The 21,000-nt window shown below is 60.0% G+C and carries 17 protein-coding genes and 2 tRNA genes; 10 read left to right on the forward strand and 9 right to left on the reverse strand.

What is annotated here, in order from left to right:
* The first annotated feature begins 26 nt into the window (after nt 1–26).
* The 4 genes from queC (at nt 27) to nadA (ending at nt 3,824) form a co-directional block, all read left to right on the forward strand.
* Nucleotides 27–701: a 7-cyano-7-deazaguanine synthase QueC gene (gene queC, locus E0D86_RS11715; protein ID WP_131650212.1), complete on the forward strand. Its 675-nt coding sequence runs from the start codon at nt 27–29 to the stop codon at nt 699–701.
* A 57-nt stretch (nt 702–758) separates the two neighbouring features.
* A tRNA-Lys gene (locus tag E0D86_RS11720) sits at nt 759–834 on the forward strand.
* Nucleotides 835–1,031: 197 nt separating this feature from the next.
* Nucleotides 1,032–2,528 (forward strand): acetyl-CoA hydrolase/transferase family protein, encoded by a 1,497-nt coding sequence (locus E0D86_RS11725; RefSeq protein WP_131650213.1) that lies wholly within the window; start codon nt 1,032–1,034, stop codon nt 2,526–2,528.
* A 237-nt stretch (nt 2,529–2,765) separates the two neighbouring features.
* On the forward strand, nt 2,766–3,824 hold the full coding sequence (gene nadA, locus E0D86_RS11730; RefSeq protein ID WP_131650214.1) for a quinolinate synthase NadA: 1,059 nt from the start codon (nt 2,766–2,768) through the stop codon (nt 3,822–3,824).
* Nucleotides 3,825–3,855: 31 nt separating this feature from the next.
* Here the strand turns inward: nadA and E0D86_RS11735 are convergent, their stop codons facing one another.
* Nucleotides 3,856–5,286, reverse strand: coding sequence for a M48 family metalloprotease (locus E0D86_RS11735; RefSeq protein ID WP_131650215.1), 1,431 nt, complete (start codon nt 5,284–5,286; stop codon nt 3,856–3,858).
* 106 nt (nt 5,287–5,392) lie between these two features.
* Here E0D86_RS11735 and E0D86_RS11740 point away from each other — a divergent pair, with 106 nt between their 5' ends.
* Both E0D86_RS11740 and E0D86_RS11745 read left to right on the forward strand, forming a co-directional pair.
* A complete protein-coding gene (locus E0D86_RS11740) occupies nt 5,393–5,647 on the forward strand; it encodes a sulfurtransferase TusA family protein (RefSeq protein WP_131650216.1) in 255 nt (84 codons plus the stop codon).
* 19 nt (nt 5,648–5,666) lie between these two features.
* Nucleotides 5,667–6,743 (forward strand): AI-2E family transporter, encoded by a 1,077-nt coding sequence (locus E0D86_RS11745; RefSeq protein WP_131650217.1) that lies wholly within the window; start codon nt 5,667–5,669, stop codon nt 6,741–6,743.
* Nucleotides 6,744–6,774: 31 nt separating this feature from the next.
* Here the strand turns inward: E0D86_RS11745 and E0D86_RS11750 are convergent, their stop codons facing one another.
* Together E0D86_RS11750 and E0D86_RS11755 are read right to left on the reverse strand one after the other, a co-directional pair.
* Nucleotides 6,775–7,248 (reverse strand): peroxiredoxin, encoded by a 474-nt coding sequence (locus E0D86_RS11750; RefSeq protein ID WP_131650218.1) that lies wholly within the window; start codon nt 7,246–7,248, stop codon nt 6,775–6,777.
* 14 nt (nt 7,249–7,262) lie between these two features.
* Entirely contained in the window at nt 7,263–7,823 is a 561-nt protein-coding gene (locus E0D86_RS11755) for a glycine cleavage system protein R (protein ID WP_131650219.1), read from the reverse strand.
* Between the two features lie 217 nt (nt 7,824–8,040).
* On the opposite strand from E0D86_RS11755, the gene dapA reads away from it, so the two are divergent.
* The 4 genes from dapA to E0D86_RS11775 all read left to right on the forward strand — a co-directional run bounded on the left by dapA (nt 8,041) and on the right by E0D86_RS11775 (nt 11,286).
* The gene (gene dapA / locus E0D86_RS11760) at nt 8,041–8,919 is read left to right on the forward strand and encodes a 4-hydroxy-tetrahydrodipicolinate synthase (protein WP_131650220.1); all 879 of its coding nucleotides are present in this window, start codon (nt 8,041–8,043) and stop codon (nt 8,917–8,919) included.
* 40 nt (nt 8,920–8,959) lie between these two features.
* The gene (bamC, locus tag E0D86_RS11765; protein ID WP_131650221.1) at nt 8,960–10,060 is read left to right on the forward strand and encodes an outer membrane protein assembly factor BamC; all 1,101 of its coding nucleotides are present in this window, start codon (nt 8,960–8,962) and stop codon (nt 10,058–10,060) included.
* Between the two features lie 132 nt (nt 10,061–10,192).
* Nucleotides 10,193–11,062 carry a phosphoribosylaminoimidazolesuccinocarboxamide synthase gene (locus tag E0D86_RS11770; RefSeq protein WP_131650222.1) on the forward strand — a complete coding sequence of 290 codons (870 nt, stop codon included), beginning with the start codon at nt 10,193–10,195 and terminating at the stop codon, nt 11,060–11,062.
* 134 nt (nt 11,063–11,196) lie between these two features.
* Nucleotides 11,197–11,286, forward strand: a tRNA-Ser gene (locus E0D86_RS11775).
* A 264-nt stretch (nt 11,287–11,550) separates the two neighbouring features.
* Here the strand turns inward: E0D86_RS11775 and E0D86_RS11780 are convergent.
* From E0D86_RS11780 to E0D86_RS11805, 6 genes are all read right to left on the reverse strand, one after another.
* On the reverse strand, nt 11,551–12,897 hold the full coding sequence (locus tag E0D86_RS11780) for an OprD family porin (RefSeq protein ID WP_131650223.1): 1,347 nt from the start codon (nt 12,895–12,897) through the stop codon (nt 11,551–11,553).
* A 9-nt stretch (nt 12,898–12,906) separates the two neighbouring features.
* The gene (locus tag E0D86_RS11785; RefSeq protein ID WP_218568024.1) at nt 12,907–14,085 is read right to left on the reverse strand and encodes a DUF1624 domain-containing protein; all 1,179 of its coding nucleotides are present in this window, start codon (nt 14,083–14,085) and stop codon (nt 12,907–12,909) included.
* Between the two features lie 204 nt (nt 14,086–14,289).
* Nucleotides 14,290–14,613, reverse strand: a complete 324-nt coding sequence (locus E0D86_RS11790) for a DUF2149 domain-containing protein (protein WP_131650224.1) — start codon at nt 14,611–14,613, stop codon at nt 14,290–14,292.
* Nucleotides 14,610–15,089: a MotA/TolQ/ExbB proton channel family protein gene (locus E0D86_RS11795; protein ID WP_131650225.1), complete on the reverse strand. Its 480-nt coding sequence runs from the start codon at nt 15,087–15,089 to the stop codon at nt 14,610–14,612. Before E0D86_RS11795 ends, E0D86_RS11790 begins: the two co-directional genes overlap by 4 nt.
* Nucleotides 15,090–15,099: 10 nt before the next feature.
* The gene (gene cobN, locus E0D86_RS11800) at nt 15,100–18,987 is read right to left on the reverse strand and encodes a cobaltochelatase subunit CobN (protein ID WP_131650226.1); all 3,888 of its coding nucleotides are present in this window, start codon (nt 18,985–18,987) and stop codon (nt 15,100–15,102) included.
* 1 nt (nt 18,988) lies between these two features.
* Entirely contained in the window at nt 18,989–20,950 is a 1,962-nt protein-coding gene (locus E0D86_RS11805; protein ID WP_131650227.1) for a TonB-dependent receptor domain-containing protein, read from the reverse strand.
* Nucleotides 20,951–21,000 lie beyond the last annotated feature (50 nt).

Below are 21,000 nucleotides of genomic sequence, written 5' to 3' on the forward strand. Positions count from 1 at the left end.
AGCCGAAGTTCTCACAGGTAAACCTAATGACTGACAAGAAAGCCGTAATCCTCCTTTCGGGCGGGCTCGATTCTGCGACCGTTGTCGCGATGGCCAAAGCGCAAGGTTACGCTTGCTACACCATGAGCTTCGATTATGGTCAGCGTCACCGTGCGGAGCTGCAGGCTGCCGAGCGGGTTGCTCGCCAATTGGGCGTGGTGGAACACAAGGTCATCGGCATGAATCTCGATGGCATAGGGGGCTCGGCACTCACCGACAGTAGCATCGAGGTGCCGGAGGCGTCGGAGGAAGGCATACCGGTAACCTACGTGCCGGCACGCAACACCGTGTTTCTCTCCTTGGCGTTGGGCTGGGCGGAGGTGCTCGGCGCTCAGGATATTTTCATTGGAGTCAATGCCGTCGACTACTCCGGTTATCCAGATTGCCGTCCAGAATTCATCGATGCCTTCGAGCGCATGGCCAATCTTGCGACCAAGGCTGGCGTGGAGGGGCAGGGCTTTACCATTCGTGCACCCTTGCAGAACTTGAGCAAGGCGGAGATCGTCCAGGCTGGTGCCCGTCTGGGTGTTGATTATGCGATGACCGTCTCATGCTATCAGGCCGACAATGATGGGCGTGCTTGTGGAAAGTGCGACAGCTGCCGTTTGCGAGCCGCAGGTTTTGAGCAGGCCGGCCTTTCGGATCCGACTCGCTACCGTTAATTGCTTCCAAAAAAACTTTGATTTAATCAATCAAATCAGTATCATGCGCCCCGCATTGGGTCGTTAGCTCAGTTGGTAGAGCAGTTGGCTTTTAACCAATTGGTCGTAGGTTCGAATCCTACACGACCCACCATATTCTCCTTAGGGAGCCGAAAAGCCGGAGACCGCTAGGTCATCCGGCTTTTTTATGTTCGCAATTCACAGCAGTCAAAACGGGTTATTTCCGTCGGTTATAAAAGGCGTTTTTCACTACGACCTTGGTCTGTGACTCAGCCGAGATTAAACGTAATAGACTGCGACCTCCCGATTGTCCGTTGGTTTGAGGCTCAAATGTATTCTGATCGCATCCGCTTGTCCTCCCTGCAGAGCAAGGTCATGAGCGCCGAAAAGGCCGCTACTCTTATTCAAGACGGCATGACCGTCGGCATGAGCGGCTTTACCCGTGCGGGTGAGGCTAAAGCTGTGCCTTTGGCGTTGATCGATCGCGCCAAGGACGAAAAGCTGAAGATCAGTCTCATCACAGGCGCCAGCCTCGGTAACGACCTGGATGGAAAAATGGCCGCAGCCGGTTTGTTGGCTCGCCGTGGACCGTTCCAGGCGGATGCCGTCCTGCGCAAGGCGATCAACCAGGGCGAGGTCATGTTCATCGACCAGCATCTCTCCCACACCGTCGAGCAGATGCGCAACAACCAAATCAAGCGCCCGGACGTGACCATCATCGAGGCTGTGAGCATCACCGAGCAGGGTCACATCGTCCCGACTACCTCAGTAGGTAACTCCGCCAATCTGGCGGTGTTCGCCGACAAGATCATTGTCGAGCTGAACCTTGCGCATAACCTGAATCTGGAAGGTCTGCACGACATCTACTTCCCGGGCGAGCGTCCGAACCGTGGTCCGATCCCGCTGACCAAGGTCGACGATCGTATCGGCACTGCCGCCATTCCGGTCGACCCGGCCAAGATCGCCGCTATCGTCATTACCGAGCAGCCGGATTCTTATTCCACCGTCACGCCAGCAGACGAAGAAACCCAGGCCATCGCCAATCACCTGATCGAATTCTTCAAGAAAGAAGTCGATGAAGGTCGCATGGCGAAGAACCTTGGTCCGATGCAGGTGGGTATCGGTAACATCGCTAATGCCGTTGTATGTGGTTTGATCGACTCGCCGTTCGAAGATCTGGTGATGTATTCCGAAGTACTGCAGGACTGCACCTTCGAATTGATCGATGCTGGCAAGATGAAGTTCGCTTCCGGTTGCTCCATTACCCTGTCCGAGCGCTGCAACGATCGCGTATTCGGCAATCTGGAGAAGTACAAGGACAAGCTGGTGCTGCGTCCGCAGGAAATCTCCAACCATCCGGAGCTAGTGCGTCGTCTGGGTATCGTTGGAATCAACACCGCTCTGGAGTTCGACATCTACGGCAACGTCAACTCGACGCATGTCGGCGGTACCAAGATGATGAATGGCATCGGTGGTTCCGGTGACTTCGCGCGTAACGCGCACATGGCCATCTTCGTGACCAAGTCGATCGCCAAGGGCGGCAACATTTCCAGTGTGGTGCCGATGGTTGCGCATGTCGACCACACCGAACATGACGTGGAAATTCTCGTCACCGAACAAGGCCTGGCGGATCTGCGTGGCCTGGCGCCCCGCGAACGGGCCCGTGTGATCATAGATAACTGCGTCCATCCTTCGTACCGTGATGCGCTGAACAATTACTTCGAAGGCGCATGCGACAAGGGCGGCCAGACTCCACATATGTTGCGCGAAGCCATGAACTGGCACATCAATTTGGAAGAACGCGGTCATATGCTCAAAGACAAGTGATCGATAACCGCCGGCAAATGCCGGCGGTTTTCATTTGGGTGAGCCTAAACACCCTTCGTTTGCCCCCTCGCTTTCCCTTTTGCAGACGCTTCAGCTAGTATTCCTGCCCCTTGAGCGGGCAGGGAGCGGCGGACTGCACCTCGCACTGTCTTCCTCTTTCGCCTCGTCCGATTCGAACAGGCTGGCCGGGTATACTCGGCGCTTCATGCAATAACGCGCTTTTGCAGGACCGCGAATATGACGCAGATACCCGAACGCATTCTTGTGCAGGCTCACCTGGCAGCCAAACAACCCCAGCCGCTGTCGCCCGAGCAGGAAGCGCAATTGCGCGACGATATCGCTGTCGAGTTGAAGCGCCAGAATGCGGTGCTCGTGGCGCATTACTATACCGACCCGGTGATCCAGTCGCTCGCCGAGGAAACCGGAGGCTGTGTTTCCGATTCGCTGGAGATGGCCCGCTTCGGCAACGAACACTCGGCGCAGACCGTGGTGGTCGCGGGCGTCAAGTTCATGGGTGAGACGGCGAAGATCCTCAATCCTGAAAAGCGGGTGCTGATGCCGACATTGGACGCCACCTGCTCGCTGGACCTCGGTTGCCCGGTGGAAGAGTTTTCGGCTTTTTGTGATCAGCATCCAGAGCGCACTGTCGTGGTCTATGCCAATACTTCGGCGGCTGTGAAGGCTCGGGCCGACTGGGTAGTTACCTCGAGTTGTGCGCTGGAAATCGTCGAAAGCCTGATGGACAACGGCGAGAAGATCATTTGGGCTCCAGACAAACATCTCGGCAGCTATGTGCAGCGTGAAACCGGAGCCGACATGCTGCTTTGGGATGGGGCTTGCATCGTCCACGAAGAATTCAAGGCGAAGCAGCTGGAGGATATGAAGGCACTGTATCCGGACGCTGCCGTTCTGGTTCACCCTGAATCACCTGAATCGGTGATCGCTCTGGCGGATGCCGTTGGGTCCACCAGTCAGCTGATCAAGGCGGCCCAGACGCTGACGAATCCAACTTTCATCGTTGCCACCGACCGCGGCATCTTTTACAAGATGCAACAGCTTTGTCCTGATAAGGCGTTCATCGAGGCGCCGACGGCGGGTAGCGGAGCCGCCTGCCGTAGCTGCGCGCATTGCCCGTGGATGGCGATGAACACGCTCGAGCGTACACTGCATTGCCTGCGCACCGGCAGCAATGAGATATTCGTCGATCCAGCCTTAGTTCCGCGGGCGGTCAAGCCGCTCAAGCGCATGCTGGACTTCACTCAGGCTGCGCGTATCAAGCAGGCTGGCAACGCCTGACATCATTGTCGTCGAGGTAGGTGCTGCACGCTCAGCGCAGCATCTCCTCAATCATTCGCTTCTCTTCGATCAGCTGTTTCTGCCGGGCGTCGATACGTGCGGCTGTTTGAAAATTGCTCGATCGGCGTTTAGCGAGATCCAGTTGCTCGATAGCCTGATCGTAATCTCCGACCAGGGCGAAGAATTCAGCTCGGCCCTGGTGCAGCCCCAGTATGTTTCCGGTAAGTCCGCGGATCTCCGAAACCTGATACCAAATGTCCGGGTCCTTGGGGCGTGCTTCGACCAGCTTGTCCAGCTCTCGCTCGGCCTCTTGCAGCTTGTCTTCCTTTATCAGTAGATCGATATGCGCTTGGCGTACCGGGTAACTGCTGGGGTAGAGATCGAGCAGGGTCTGGGTTCGCTCGCGTGCTGCGGCCAGTCGGTTAGCGGTGATATCCAGCTCGATCTGCGCCAGGTTGTAGCTGACTTCATCCGGCGACTCCGCCAGTAACGGTTGCAGGCTGGCGGCGGCGTCCGAGAGTTGGCCGCTCTTGATCTGAGCCAGCGCTAGGCCGTAGCGAGCAGCATCCAGGCTTTCGTCTTCATTGAGCATGGCTCGGAAGCGCTTAGCGCTGAGGCCGGGTGTGCTTTCGAATTTAAGGTCGACTCTTGCACGCATCAGCTGATATCGCAGGCTGTCTTGCACGCCTCCAGCCGGAAACTGTTCGGCGCGGTTTTTGGTATCGGCGATGCGCGATTCCGTGACCGGGTGGGTCAGGAGGAATTCGGGCGGTTTCTGGTCGTAGCGATACTGGCGCATCAGACGACCGAACATCTGCGGCATGGCGCGAGGGTCGTAACCTGCTCGTTCGAGATTGACGATGCCGATGCGATCGGCTTCCTGTTCGTTCTGTCGGGAGAAGCGTCGTTGTGCCTGGATTGCCGCGGCCTGAGTCGAAACAATCGCGGCGATGCCTGCGTCACCCGCGCCGGCTGCGGCCGCTACGACCCCCGCAAGCATCGCTGCCATCAGCGGCAGCTGCATCCGCTTTTGTGCTTCCAGGCCACGTGCGAAGTGGCGTTGGGACAGATGCGCTAGTTCGTGCGCCAGTACCGAGGCGTATTCGGCTTCAGTCTGGGCATGAAGAAACAGGCCGCCATTGACTCCGATGATTCCGCCCGGCGCGGCAAACGCGTTCAGCTGCGGACTTTCGAGCAGTACGAACTCCAGACGGCGGTCTTGCAGCTGGCTGGTCTCGGCCAGGCGATAGACGCTGCGTTCCAGATAGTCTTTCAGCAGCGGGTCGGACAATTGCGGAACCTGTCCGCGAAGCAGGCTGAGCCAGGCCCGGCCCAGTTGGTACTCCTGTTCTGGCGAGACGATACCTGAGCTGGAATCGCCGAGAGAGGGCAGATCATTGGCCATGACCGGCTGCGCAATCAGGCATGCCAGTGTCAGCAGGGTGGGGCGCAGCAATTTCATCCAGACTGGCTCATGAAGGCAGGAGCGTTACTGTAGCCTTGTGCCAGGGTGGCTGGCCAGGGGCGGGCGCGGGTCGGTATCCTGCGCTCCTTTCGAGGAGATGAACATGACCCAACAGACCGTGCCTGTCACCTGCGATGCCGAGCTGGATGCGGTCGGGCTGGAATGCCCGATGCCGCTGCTCAAGGCTAAACTTGAACTCAACCGACTAGCCAGCGGGCAGGTACTGAAGGTTACCGCGACCGATCCGGGCTCGCAGCGAGATTTTCGTAGTTTCGCCAGATTGTCCGGCCACGCTCTGTTACGGGAAGAGGCGGATGAAGGGCTCTATCGCTACTGGCTGCGTAAGGCTGAAGGCTGAAGGCCTCTAAGGGAAACATATGCTCAAGGTGTTGCGCAGCTGGGCCCATCGCTATTTCTCTGATGAGGAAGCGGTGGTCTTGGCTGTACTGTTGGTGGTTGCCTTTGCTGCGGTGCTAACGCTGGGCGAAATGCTTGCGCCAGTCCTTGCCGGCCTGGTGCTCGCCTACCTGATGCAGGGTTTGGTCGGCGCGCTGGAGCGCATCAGGATTCCCCACCTCGTGGCGGTCTGGCTAGTATTTTTGATGTTCGTCGGCGCGCTCACGGTTTGCATGCTGTTTCTTGTGCCTTTGGTCTGGCAGCAGGTGCTAACCCTGTTTAACGAGCTGCCACGGATGCTTGTGGAATGGCAGTCCTTGTTGCTGCTTCTGCCCGAGCGCTACCCGCAATTGCTCACCGAAGAGCAGGTGCTGCGTGGCATCGATTTCATGCGTGGCGAGGTAGGCCGCTACGGCCAGGTGGTGTTGACGTCGTCGTTGTCCAGCCTGCCATTGTTGTTAAGCCTGATGATCTATCTGATCCTGGTGCCGATTCTTGTGTTCTTCTTTCTCAAGGATCGCCAGCAGATAAGCGACTGGTTGAGCGGCTACCTGCCGCGTGAGCGTGCGCTGATTACGCAGGTGTCTCAGGAGATGAACGTGCAGATCGCCAATTACATTCGGGGCAAGGCGATCGAGATCCTGATCTGCGGTGTGGTGTCGTATGCGGTGTTCGCGGCGCTGGAACTCAACTATGCCGCGCTGCTGGCGCTGCTGGTGGGGGTCTCGGTTGTGGTGCCTTATATCGGTGCGACCGTGGTGACCATTCCCATCGCCCTGATTGGCTTATTCCAGTGGGGGCTAGGTGACCAGTTCATCTACTTGATGGTGGCCTACGCGATCATTCAGGCGTTGGATGGCAATGTCCTTGTGCCTTTGCTGTTCTCCGAAGCGGTGAACCTGCACCCGGTGGCCATTATCTGCTCGGTGCTGTTATTCGGCGGTCTCTGGGGATTCTGGGGAGTATTTTTCGCGATCCCCCTGGCTACCTTGTTCAAGGCGGTGCTATACGCTTGGCCGCGCAGGCCACCCACGGTCCCGGTGGTGGAGGTCGGCTAGAACGAGAAAGGCCGGTGCTACCGGCCTTCGCTTATTGTCGATGCAGTGCTTGAGCGGCCTGCAAAACGGCTTCGACATGTCCGGGAACCTTCACGCCTCGCCACTCCTGGCGAAGGATGCCGTCGCGGTCGATCAAGAAGGTGCTGCGGTCTACGCCCATGTATTCCTTGCCATAGAGCTTCTTCAGCTTGATGACATCGAACAGCTGGCAGAGCTCCTCAGTCTTGTCGCAAATGAGCTCGAAAGGAAACGCCTGCTTGGCCTTGAAGTTCTCGTGTGTCCGCAGGCTGTCCCGCGAAACGCCGAAGATCAGTGTGTTAGCTTCGCTGAACTCCGGCTGCAGGTCGCGGAAACCCTGCCCCTGAGTGGTGCAGCCTGGCGTGTTGTCCTTGGGATAAAAGTAGAGCACCACCTGCTTGCCCTTCAGCGTGTCGAGGCTGACCAGGGTGTCGCTAGTGGCTTGGGCCTGGAAGGGCGGAACGGGCTGGTCGATTGCTACGGCCATCACTTGTTTCCTTATCAGGGGTTTTGCGGGCGCCAGGGCTCTATCAGAGCGTCAAGATTCAGTGCGTCGGCAAAATCCAGAAATTGATCACGCAGCCAGCTGATCTGCGTACCTGCCGGTAGCGTGACGGTCAGCGTCGCGTTGAGCATGGTGCCGCCAGTCTGGGGCGCCTGGTACGTGTCGCAGGTAAGATTTTCCAGTTCGACGCGGTGGTCGATGAAGAACTGGCACAGCTCATTGAGTATGTCCGGACGGTATACCGAGCTGACATAGGCTACGTATGGCAACGCTTGCGGGCGGGTTTCCGATGGTTCGCTGCGCACTACATTGGTGGTGAAGTCGTGCTTCTTGGCCAGGCTCGGTAGCGCCGTCTCCATGCGAGCGAGGGCATCCCAGGTCCCGGTGATCTCCAGGACCAGCGCACAGCATTCGCCATGACGGGTCAGACGCGTACTGACTACGGCGCAGCGATTCTCGTTGCTCGCTCTGCAAAGCACGTTGGTGAGCGCCATAGGGTTGCGGCCCATGGCGCTGATGACGAGAAACTGTTCTCGAGGTACTGAGGGGGTGGACATGCAGGTTCCTGGCGAAGATGAATCGGACGGCCAGCCAAGCCGAAAATGGCTAAGGTTAGCGAAAAGCACCGCCCGAGGGAATGCGTGTGCGGTGTGAGCCCGAAAAGCGCAACGCTGGCGTTCGGTCGTTCCGACGGTGGGATGTAACCAGCGTACTCGCAAAGCGCTCAGGAGCCTTGTACCATTACGCCTCTCTTTTTCCGGCAGGAGTGGTTGCATGATCTCAGGCAGTATGGTGGCGCTCGTCACTCCCATGGACGCGCATGGCGGTCTTGATTGGGACAGCCTGAGCAAACTGGTGGACTTCCATCTTCAGGAAGGCACCAATGCGATCGTTGCGGTGGGTACCACTGGCGAGTCGGCGACGCTAGAAGTGCCCGAGCATATCGAGGTAATCCGCCGGGTGGTGGATCAAGTCAACGGTCGCATTCCGGTGATTGCTGGCACCGGTGCCAACTCCACTCGCGAAGCCGTCGAGCTGACTGAAAATGCCAAGGCAGCCGGAGCGGATGCCTGCCTGCTGGTCACGCCCTACTACAACAAGCCGACCCAGGAAGGCATGTACCTGCACTTCCGCCACATCGCCGAAGCCGTGGCGATTCCACAGATCCTCTACAACGTGCCCGGGCGTACCGCCTGCGACATGCTGCCGGAAACCGTCGAGCGTCTGTCCAAGGTGCCGAACATCATCGGAATCAAGGAGGCGACCGGCGACCTCAAGCGTGGGCAGGAAGTGCTCGATCGTGTCGGCAAGGACTTTCTTGTCTACTCCGGAGACGATGCCACCGCCGTTGAGCTGATGCTGATGGGTGGCAAAGGCAATATTTCCGTCACGGCGAACGTCGCGCCCCGCGCCATGAGCGAGCTATGCGCTGCCGCCATTGCCGGTGATGCGGAGAAGGCGCGTGCCATCAACGCATTGCTGATGCCGCTGCATCAGACGCTGTTCATCGAGGCCAATCCGATTCCGGTGAAATGGGCGCTACACGAAATGGGCCTGATGTCGGACGGTATTCGCTTGCCGCTGACCTGGCTCAGCCAGCGTTGCCAGGAGCCGCTTCGCGACGCCATGCGTCAGTCCGGTGTACTGGCCTGAACGGTATCCGGTGTACTGATCTAATAATGAAGGAACATGCATGAAGCGACTGGCCGGCCTCTCGACCCTAGCCCTGATCATCTCTGGAACCAGCGGTTGTGGCTGGCTGTGGGGAGAAGACGGATATTTCCGTGACCGTGGTAGCGACTATCTCCAGGCCCATCAGGTACCGCCGATGCAAGTCCCGGCCGATAGTGAGCTGCGCCCAATCGAGCCCTTGCTACCGATCCCCCAGCAGGTCCCCGATACACGCGCGACAGGCGAATACGAGGTGCCGCGCCCGCAACGTTTGCTGGTCGCTGAAGAAGCCAGCGAGTTCAGCCTGCAGACGTCGGAGGATGCGCGCTGGCTGGTCGCGATGCGTGAGCCGTCGCAAGTCTGGACTGCGACGCGGCAGTTCTTCACCGACAATGGCTTTCAGATTGCCGAAGAGCGCCCGCAAACGGGAGAGCTCATTACGGCCTGGCAGACCCGTGATCAGCTTGCTCCAGCGCTGGTGCGCAACCTTGGGCTGGGCGATGGAGAGACCCGTATCCGGGTTCGCATCGAACCGGGTGTGCAGCGCAATACGAGCGAGATCCAGCTGCTCAGCGTTCAGCGTCCCGCAGACAGCAATGCTGACGTAGCCTGGCCTGATACCCCAGTCAATGCCGAACTCGATCGGGTACTGCTCGATGAACTGCAGGTCGGTTTGAATAGCAGCGCAGCCCAAGGCGGTTCAGCCTCTCTGCTTGCAGAGCGCGAGTTCGACGCGCCCAGCCGAGTGACGCTCATCGAAGCGGGCAGCGGCACTCCGGTGCTACAACTTGATACTGACTTCAACCGTGCCTGGTCAAGTGTGGGCCGGGCACTGGCTGCAAGTGACATCCTCGTCGAGGATTTGGATCGCAGCCTCGGTGTTTACTACATCAACCTGTCGGAAGGTGCGGAAAATCCGGACGACGAGCCGGGCTTCTTCTCCCGCTTGTTCGGCGGGGCGCCCGACCGTGAGGAGATCGAGGCGCGCGCGGAGCGTTATCAGGTCCGTGTGAACGATGTGGCCGGCAACATCCAGGTGACGCTCGACAAGAACCTTGACACCGTCGCGCCAGCCGACGTCGCACGGCGCGTGCTGAACATGCTCAAGGACAGTCTGGACTGAGACACCGATCAGCCCGCTCCAGCCAGTACAGGCGAAACCCTCTCGGTTTCGCCTGTTTCGTTTGATGACAGGCCTGCCGTTACACTGCCGTCCCGCGCAACGTAACGAAGGTTCGGAACCGCGAGAATCGAAATGCCTACTCCCAATGCACTCAGCCTGAAGAAAATCTACTCCGGCAAGGTTCGTGATCTGTACGAAATCGACGACAAGCGCATGCTTATGGTCGCTACGGACCGGCTCTCAGCATTCGATGTGATTCTCGCCGAGCCAATACCTGAGAAGGGCAAGATTCTCACAGCGATTTCGAATTTCTGGTTCGAGAAGCTTTCCGCTCTCGTACCCAATCACTTCACTGGCGACAAGGTCGAGGACGTGGTCTCGGCGCAAGAGCTGCCACTGGTAGAGGGGCGTGCGGTGGTCGCCAAGCGCTTAAAGCCGGTTGCCGTTGAAGCCATTGTCCGTGGCTATATCGTTGGCTCCGGCTGGAAGGAATATCAGAAAAACGGAACCGTTTGCGGCATCCAGTTACCGGCCGGTTTGAAGGAAGCCGCTAAGTTGCCGCAGCCGATCTTCACGCCATCGACCAAAGCCGCCGTCGGCGATCACGACGAGAACATATCCTTCGAGCAGTGCGAGGCCATCATTGGCAAGGAACTGGCAGTCCAAGTGCGCGATACTTCCATCGCACTGTATTCGGCAGCCGTCGAATACGCGGCAACCCGTGGCATCATCATCGCCGATACCAAGTTCGAATTCGGCCTCGACGAGGCCGGTAACCTAACGCTCATGGATGAAGTGCTGACTCCCGACTCCAGCCGCTTCTGGCCTGCCGATAGCTACCGGGAAGGCAGCAATCCGCCAAGCTTCGACAAGCAATTCGTTCGCGACTGGCTGGAATCCACCGGCTGGAACAAGGAGCCGCCAGCGCCTCCTGTGCCGGTTGATGTCGCCCAGAAGACCGCGGACAAATATCGCGAAGCCCTGACTCGGCTGACGACCTGATTACAGCTTTTGATTGGAGCGGAGTGGCGGCTTCAAAAGCGCTGGGGGTTTAGCGCAACATCCTGAATAGCGAGCGAAAAAACACCCTCCTGGGGTTCGACAATCGCTTGCGAGCTGCTATTATGCGCGCCGCTGGAGAGATGCCGGAGTGGCCGAACGGGACGGATTCGAAATCCGTTGAACAGGCAACTGTTCCTAGGGTTCAAATCCCTATCTCTCCGCCACTATTGAAAGACCTGAAAGCCCCGCAGCGCTTAGCGTGTAGCGGGGCTTTTTGTTTTCCTGAGTCTGGTTTGGGCAAAATTGGGGCAAGAACGCACATTCCAGCCCGCCCGAAGCCGCCCTATGTCGAAATGACTCCACCATCTGAGAGACGATCGCAGCCATGCTTGTGTATCGGCGGGCATCCATCGTGCCTCTTCACCGGCGCCGAGCCGCCGTGCGGCCTGCATTCGGATAGACCCGGTAGCCTCTCGCCGCGTCGCGGACTAGAACATTCCCTGGATTGGATACTCGACCGCCAAGCGAATCTGGTCGGCGTCCAATTCCGCCTGATCGATGTTGCCCCGATGCACCGCATAGCGGGCGCTGAAGGTCATCCCTTGCGCGGCCCCGTTTTGTACGACGTAACGGGCTTCCAGGTCACGCTCCCAGTGCCGTCCGTTACGCCCATAGCCCAGATAGGTATAGCCACCGCTGGGGTCCACATCGCTACCGTCGATGCCACTGCCGCGAATATATGCTGCACTGAAACTCAAGCCGGGTATGCCGTATGCGGCCATCGCAAGGTCATAGCGTAATTGCCATGAGACTTCATTCGGCCCGTTGAAGTCAGACAGCGCCACCGCGTTAGTGAGGTAGATGGCACCGCGGGTGACGTAATCGAACGGCGTATCCCCATGCACCTTCTGGTAGCCCAACGAAAAGCGATGGGCACCGCGCAAGTAAGAACTCATCAAGCTCCAGGTGGTGTTGTCGATAGCGCCCGAGCGTGCCTCTCCGGTGTCCTGTGTGCGGTAGAGATTCAGATTGAAGGACAACGCCTGTTCATCATCAATCGGCCATGCGTACACGCCGCCTAGATAATGCTGCCGCCAGGTTTCGTCGTATTGCGCGCTGTAAAGGGTCAGGTTGAGGCGCTCCATGCCGTCGTAGCTGCCGCCCAGGAAGTCGAACGAGTCGCCTTGTCTCCCGTTGGAGTAGTTCACGACGAACCCACGGTCGTGGCTGCTGGCATTGCGGTCGGTACTTTCGGTGAAATGACCACCGTTGAGGGTCAGGTCGCCCCATTCCTGGCTGGTCACCCACCACCCCGTGGCGGTTTCAGGCAGCAGGCGGCTGTCGGACGAGCCGAAGACGGGCGTCTTCACCCGCTGCTCGCCGTATTTCAGCACTGTGGATGACAGACGCAGCTTCGCCGCCGCACCAGCGCGTCCATAGTCATCTTTGGGATGCCCCTCGTTATCCACCGAAAGCAGGCGAGCCTTGCCAGCGCGACCACCGCCGCTGTCCAGCTTTACCCCCAGATAGGCGTGGCCATCGAGGCCGAAGCCGACCGTGCCTTGGGTGAACCCTGAGGCGTAGCTGCCCATTAGCCCGTAGCCCCATTCCTCCGCCAGATCGCTGCGCTCGCCGCGCGGTTTAGCTGCATTGCGCGCGGCCCCGTTGAGCCCACCGTGGCGGTAATCACGACGGTCGTAGACGGTGCGGTTTAGCAGGTTCCATGTGCCATCTTCGATGAAACCCGCCGCCTGCTCCTGTGCGCCAGCACATGCCGCCAATGGCAGGCATGAGAGCGACAGCATCCGCATCCAGTAACCGGTTTTTCTGTTCATCACCAAGCCTTAGAAGTACTTCAGCCAAGCGATATCGCGACGGCGCTGCTTGAGTTGCGCGAACCAGCGGGTCGGAAAATAAAGCGCCGCCGACAGCATCACTGCCCATAGCCAGATACCCCCGAGGCTATCGAAACCGTAGTAGTTGCCTTGATTCAGGCCCCAGATCTGCACAGCGATCAGGTAAAGCGCCTTGAGTACCAGCAGGTGCAGGACGTAGAAGAACATCGGCGCACCGCCATACAGCGAAAGCACCTTCAGCACGGGACGCCCTTCGAGTTGCTGAAACCAGGCGAGCAGCAGAAAGCCGACACCGATGGTTGGCATTAGGAACATCAGGGAAGGTGGGTATTTGGTAAGCGACATGAAGCTCATGAAGGTGCGTACGCCGTTTTCCATGGTGCTCCACGGCTTGTCGCCATAGACGTTCAGGTAGCGGATCAGGACGAAACCCACCAGCAAACCGATACCCCAGGTCATGAGGCGGCGTACACGTTGCGCCGGGTCGGCGTCGCGGGCGAACCACGGTCCAGCACAATAGCCAAGCGCGATAAGGCCGACCCAGGGCAGGATCGGGTAGGTGGTCCGTGCCCGTGTGTGCTCGGTGATCTCCAGGAACGAGCGCTGGTGCAGGATCGACCAGATCTCGAAGAAGGGTGAATCCGCCGTCAGTACGATGCCATCGAGCAGGTTGTGTCCGGCAACGATAACGAAGCCCAGTACCGCCAAGGCTGCACGCGGCATGTGGATAAGCGCGGCCAGCATGATCATGCTCAGGCCGATGGCCCAGATGACTTGCAACCACAGGGTAGGCGGTACGAAGGTCGCGTTCCAAGCGAAGTTCACCAGGGTCAGCTCAAGGAATACGAGGAACACGCCACGCTTGAGCAGGAATATCGACACTTCACTGCGACTGTGGGCTTGTCCGTATAACCATGCGGAAAGGCCGGTCAGGAATACAAAGACCGGTGCGCAGACCATGCTGCTGATACGCGTGAAGAACAGCTCCGGTGGCGTGTTGACCGGATCCATGGGGTCGCCTACCTGAACGTGCAGGAAAAAGGTCTCCCGCACGTGGTCGACGAGCATGAACAGCATGACCAGCCCGCGCAATGCATCGATCGCAAGCATCCGCGTGCGTATCTGCGTCTTCACATGAAGGGATGAAAGCGTGCCGGCTGCGGGCATCGTGGCGGCGTTAGTCATGTAAGCGCGTCCTGGATATAAAGCGGGATGCGAAAGTTATAATATAACAAGGTCATTTGGAATGACTGTTCGCCAAATTTCGACCTGGCCCCGCGTAAGGTTCGACTACCGGCAGCTGTCGGCCCGATACCGATGTGGCCTCAATAGGATTGGGCTGTCTTCTTTTGCCTAGATCACGGTTAGAAATTACTTAACCAATGCCTTCTCCTCGGGCACGTAAATCATCCTTCCGTCGTTCAGGCGATAGGTGATTCCAGCCTTGGCGCCCTGGCCCTCGCCGATTTCGCCGCTTGACTCATATTGCTTCAGCTCCTGACCATCCTTGATCAGCATGCGCATGTTCGCTTCGCCTGGATTTTCGATAACCACGACCTTCTCCTGGCTGAATGGATTGAGCGGGTTCTGCACGATGACGATGAGCAGAATGCCGATCACCACCAGGAACAGGTCGATCAGGTTGACCACCGACAGCAGCGGGTCATCGTCCTCGTCATGGTCGAGAAATCTCATCGGTGATGTACCCCGGCGCGCTCGATGGCACGCAGCTCCTGCAACAGCCAGCGGCGCCGAACGGTGAGAACGAAGAAGGTGATGCTCGCTGCGATGAGCGCAAGGATCACCGAGGAGAAGGCGACCACCAGATTCTCGCCGATGCCTTTTGCATCGCTCTGGGTCAGTGCCAGCAGGGCTGGGCCCATGGGGATCATGGTCGCGACCAGCCCAAGCATCGGCGCGCTCCGCGAGGTCACGCGCAGCCATTCCAGGCGTTGCATGATCCAGAGTTCGAGGTCATCGCTGGTGCCACCGTTTGCCGCTTGGTGCGCCGCAAGGACGGAGCGATAGCGGCCGTTACGGCGTTGCCAGGCCTCCATGGCGAAGCTGCCCAATGCCAGAAAGGCATAGGCCAGCGCGGCCAGGATCAATAGCAGGACGGGTGCGAGAAAAATACGTGTCAGTTCGTAGAGACTGGTTTCAAGTGCGTTCATGGGTTTCGGTTCATTGAGGGTTCAAAACGGGCTCGACGCGATGGTTAGCGAGCGCTTGGAGTAGCGCGCCAAGTACCAGGCACGACGCCAACGCGGCGATGCCGAGCAAAAGCCGCCATGGGCTCGGCGCTTCGTTCGGTTGCTCAGCCACTTCTTGCATCACCTGGCCGCGTACCGTTTCACCCGCGTTCGCGTTGCTTGATGAGGTGGGCGTTTCGGCAGTTGGAGCGGCTTCTGGAGCGAGGCCATAACCGGCGGCCATCTGTTCGATGAAGTCTCGGGTGATCGGCTCGCCGGCATCGGCGCCATGTTCGGTGGTGAGCGCCTGCCAACGTTCGGCCAGTTCGCGGCGGGTTTGATCGGAGGCATCCCAGTAGCCCTTGCGGATCGCTTCGGCCATACGCTCGATCAGCTGGGCCTGGGCCGTGGGGTTGTGTGCCTCGAACCATTCATCGAGGCCAAGCTCGCGCTGATCCATGACGAAGGTGTCATGCAGGGCCTGCCATTGATCGGCGCGGACCATGCTGCGGTCGGCGGCCTGCCAGCCCCAGAGGTTATTGGCGACGTTCAGCACTTCCAACGTGCCGGCGTAGCCTTCCTGCTGCATCGCGCTGATCCATTGCGGGTTCAGGTAGCGGCTGCGCAGTTCACTGGCAAGGTAGCTCGCCGCGCCCGTCGTGCGGGGCTCGGCCTTGCGTAGGTCCGATATGTAGAGTGATGGACTGGCACCGTCGAGATGGCGGACCGCCAGTGACAGGCCCCCTAGAAACTCGAATGGATGGTCGGTCGACAGCACGCCGTTGAGCTCGCTGGAGCGGGCCATGATCGCAGCCTGGACACCTTTGAGTTGTTCGGCGAACAGGTTTTGGCCCTCGATCTTTTCTCCCCAACTGCCGGTGCCGTAGCCATATTGCAACCGCGAGATGAACTGCTCTGCGAGGGCCGAATCGTTCTCCCAGCGTGTCGAGTCCATCGTTAACTGAGAAACGCCGGTGCCGTAATCGCCGGGCTCGTTACCGAACAGCCGCAAGTGCGACAAGCGCCCGGCGCGCTCGGCATCGACCCCTTGATCCACCAGCCGCTGGGCCAGTAGTCGGCTGTTGGTGGCCAGCGTGTTGCCCGGCTCATCCAGCACGGCGAGACGCTCCATTACATCGGCTAGCTGACGCATGAAGCCGTCGAACTGATCGCGGTAGACGCTAGTGACCTGGACGACGACGTCAATGCGTGCTCTGCCAAGTTCCGCTGCCGGAATGATTTCCAGGGTACGAATCCGTCCTCCCTCATCCCAAACCGGACGTACACCCAGTGCATGCAGGACCTGGCTTTCGAGAATGCCCATGTGGCGCATGGCTTCGGAGGACCACAGGCTGAACGCGAGTTTCGCCGGCAATTCGCCTTCGTGCTCATCACGGTAGCTCGCGAGTAGTTGCTCCAGTGCCTTGTCGCCTGCCTCATAGGCCGCTCGGGTCGGCAACTTGTCGGCCTCGAAGGCGTAGAGGTTGCGACCGCTTGGCACGTCCGGATTGCGCACCGGGTCGCCCCCAGGGCCGGGTGCGATGAATCCACCGGCAAGGCCGGTCAGCAGCGCTTCCATTTCCCCCGTGTCGGTCAGCCGGGCGTCCAACTCGCGTGCGCGTTCGATCTGTTCGCGCAGTCGTGCATCGGCAATCGAATCAAGGCTTTCACCCTCGCGCAAATAACGCTGCAGCGTGCGGTAGGGAAGGCTGGCCTGTAGCCCGGCGAAATCCTCGGCCATCGGCTCGTCATCGGTCAGCTCCAGCGCGCGCAGATAGGGCTCGCCCAGTTGTTGCAGCACGGTGGCCAGGCGATGTTCGGTGGATGCAGGCTCGCCGAAGGTGTGCAGGCCGAGCGGGAGGTTCGCCTGGGCGATGTCGTGCAAGTGATCATGCAACGCCAGCAGGAACTCTTCGGTACTGGCACGCATGCGCGCTTCGTCCCAGCCCAAGTCTTCCAGCAGTTTGTTTTCCAGGGTCAACCGACGAATACGTTCGGCCGTGTTTTCACGCACCGCGCCCTCATCGAGTTGCTGATACTCGTGGATCAGCGCATGCATGTCGCGCAGCTCATCGTAGAGCCCGGCTGGCGCAAACGGTGGCGTCTGGTGACTGACGATGACGGCGCGGCCGCGGCGGCGTGCCTGTATGGCCTCGCCGATGTTGTCCTGAATATAGGGATAGAACACCGGCATATCGCCCAGCGCAAGGAAGGGGTAATCGCTCACGGCCAGCCCGCGATCCTTGCCGGGTAGCCATTCCTGCGTGCCATGCGTGCCGAAATGGATCAGGGCATCGGCCTGGAAACCCTCTCGCAGCGCCTGATAAGCGGCCAGATAGAGATGATCGGGCGGAACCTTGCTGTCGTGATAGGCCTCACCGGGGCGACCGGCACGCGGCGGTTGCGGCAGCAGCAACAGCTTGCCAAGGCGCGCGGCGGGAATGATGAAGTGAGGCTGGCCATCTATATCGCGTAGCGCCCAATGGTCAGCGGGATCGCCCCATCGCTCAAGCAATGCCTGGCGGCTGGGTGCCTGCAGATTGGCGAGCCAGCGCTGGTAATCCGACAGTGACAACGCCACGGCAAGCCCGTCGGCTAGCAGAGAATCCAGCGTTTGCGGCCGGTAGTAACCGCCAAGCAGGCGCTGCGCCGTTTCGATCAATCGTGCCTCATCCGTAGCGGGTACGTCATAACCGGCTCCAAGCAGCGCAGTGGAGAGGTGCGCCAGGCTGCGCGGCACGTTGAGGTTCGAGGCGGCCACATTCTTTTCGCCGTCGGGATGGTTCCAGAACATCAACGCCAGACGCTTCTCGGCGGCGGCAAGCCGACGCAGCCGGGTCAGGCTGTCGGCCTTGCTGAGCAGCGCCTCGACTTGTTCGGGGATCGGGGTCGGCTCGCCGTTTTCGACGGCGGCGATCACCAGCGGATCGGTCATGCCCCAGCTTTCCGGGATGGTCAGCATGGCCGCGGCGGTTCGCGCCGTAATACCGCTATCGGACGCTCGCCAATGCGCAGGATCACCTTCACGCCAGGTCAGGGTGGACAGCACCGGGATGCCAAGTACTAGAAACTCTGCCTGACGTGCCGGACCGTTCTGCATGTGCTGAAGGTTGACCAGCACATCGCTGCGTGCGGGTACCAGCACCTTGCTCAGCGCCTGCGGGTCCCTGTCATCTATCCAGAACGCGATTGGAGCTTGGCCACGCGACTCGCTGCTTTTCATCAACGCGTCGATCAACTGCAACTGGCTATCGACGACGGCACCGCGGTGAATGGCGAAGGCGACACGCGGCGCATCTATCGTCCAGCGATCGGCGCCCCAGGCGAGGTAGTCGTCGAGTTCTGTAAAGGGCGCGGGTGCGTCGGGGTGATAAAAACCGACCTTGCCCAGCTCCGTAGGGGCAGGAATCGAGTCGGTGGGGAGGTCGTCGTGCCAGGCTTGCAGGTAGGCGAACAGATCCCTGAAGTTCTGCTCGCCACCGTTGGCGTAATAACCGATCAACCGCTTGGCGACCGGCGTGGGCAGGTTGCCAAAGGCAGGCGAGCCACCGCCGACGCGTATCCAAGGCGTGCCCTTCGCGATTAGCGCGTCGAACTGCTGCTGGACTGTTGCAAGGTCCCCAGGGCGCGGCGTGTCCAGTATCAGCAGGTCCGTGTCAGTCCCGTGTTGCGGCGTAGCTACAGAGGACACGCGCAGCGTATCGAGAGTGACACCGTATTGGTCCGCCCAGCCCGCCAGCCGGTCGAACTTGCCCTGCAGGACGAAGTCGGTCGTCAGCACCTGTACATGAATGTCTTGCCGTACCGGGTTGGCGAACGCAGCCGCTCCCCAGCCGGCCAGCGCGATTAGCGCCACGCCGATTTTGATCCAACTGGTCATGTCAGAAACTCAGGCTCAAGCCGACGTGATAGGTGCGGCCCGGTTCGGCGAAGGTGAAGTTGTCAGACGCATCGCTGAAGTCTTCGTCGGTCAGGTTTTCGATGCCGCCGCGAATGCTCAGGGTGTCGGTAATCCGCTGCGTCAGTTCCAGATGCCACAGGCTGTAGGCCGGCACCGCATAGGCCGTGTTGCTGGAATAGGTCAGCTGGCTGCCGACGTATTCGCCACGCAGCTGCCCGGTGAACGTGGCGTTCGGCGTCCATTGCAGTTGGGTGTTGGCCAGATGGCGTGCTCGATCACCCAGGCGCCGGTCGGCGCTGCGGTCGATGGCGTCGAGGTAGGTGTAATTCAGGTCCCAGCGCAGGTTGGCGGGCAAATCCAGACCGCCACCTAGCTCGAGCCCGCGGATGCGCGCCTCGTCGACGTTGTCGTAGTTGCGAACTTCTTGGCCGCGAACGCCACAGCTCGATACGCAGACCGTCTGGATCAGACCACGCACGTTGTTCTGAAAGACACCCGCGTTCACGGACCAGCCGTCTGCCTGATAGTCCGCGCTGATTTCGTACATGGTGTTGATCTCGGGTTCGAGATCCGGATTGCCGTAGATCCTGAACATCCCGCCGCCGCCGATGGCCGAATAGCCCGGCGATAGCTGCTTGAGTGAGGGCGCCTTGAACCCGCGGCCACCGCCGCCCTTGATAGTCAGGGCATCGTTGACATGGTGAACCAGGTAGGCACGCGGGCTGTTGTGCCAGCCATATTCCTCGTGCTGATCGAAGCGATTGCCCAGGACCAGCGACCACGCTGGGTTGAATTGGATTTCATCCTGCAGAAACAGCGCACGGTGAATGATTCGGGCATCGCCTGTCGTAAAGCCGCCGTCCTCCAGCTGCTCCTTGCGCCACTCGCCGCCGAGCGTGATCAGGTGCATGCCGGCGAATGGCAGGGTCAGGCTGCCATCGACGATGTCGTCGGTGAGTTCCTGACGTGGCGAGGAGGGGACCACGCCGTTGGTATAGCGGTTGGTGCGCTCCAGTGTGTTGCGGTAGGCGCGCAGCGAGCTGCTGCCCCACGACCAATCGCCACTATGGGCGAGGGAGAATCGCTCACGTTCGATACGGTCGCTGGACTCGTAATCCACCGGTGCGCGTCCTGCACTGCGGGTATTGCGCCAGCGATCCTCAAGGCCGCTTGCATAGCTGAGGTCGATGCGTTGCGCGGTGTCTGGCGTCCAGCTCAGGGTGATGTCGCCGCTGTGCGCGTCACGGCCTTCGATCTCCGACAGCGAGGCGTCCTCGTTAAAGGGCGTCTCCTGGCGGCGCCGCGTCTCGCCGCTCAAGGATAGGCCGAGCAGTCCAGGCACAAGCGGGCCGCCGGCATAGACCCCAAGTTGATGTGTCTGGCCGCCGCGCCCGTCCTCGCGTACGCCGCCGTTGATCTGCGCCGCGCCCTGCCATGCGTCCGTCGCGCGCCGTGTGATGACATTGATCACACCGCCGAGAGCCTCGGAGCCGTAGAGCGAGGACATCGGGCCGCGTATCACCTCGATGCGTTCGATCGCCTCCACCGGCATCCAGCCCAGGTCGAAATCGGCATGCGCCACGGCGCCAGCGGCGGTATTGATGCGCTGTCCATTCATCAGCACCAAGGTGTGCTCGCTTCCCATCCCTCGAATGCTGACGCCACGGCGCGTCATGCCAATGCCTGTGAACTGGAGCCCCGGCGTGCCACGCAGGGCATCTTCGAGATCCTGAACGGGCCGCATGCTCAGTTCCTCGTGGGTGATGACCGTAACGCTTGCGGGGGCATCGCTCAGCTGGCGCGCCGTGGAGGTGGCGGTGATGACCGTGGGTTCGAAGTTCAGGGGCTGGTCAGCGCCCAGTGCCGTCAGGGGTAGCAGGGCGAGAGCAGAAAGGAGTCGGGTGGGTGTGCGGACAGTAAGGAGGCGGGTCTTGCGGGACATTGAAGCGTCTTCCGTGGCTTGGATGATTGCTATCGGGGTGAGGACGCGAT

The sequence above is a fragment of the Pseudomonas sp. IC_126 genome, assembly GCF_004331835.1.
GTDB lineage: Bacteria > Pseudomonadota > Gammaproteobacteria > Pseudomonadales > Pseudomonadaceae > Stutzerimonas.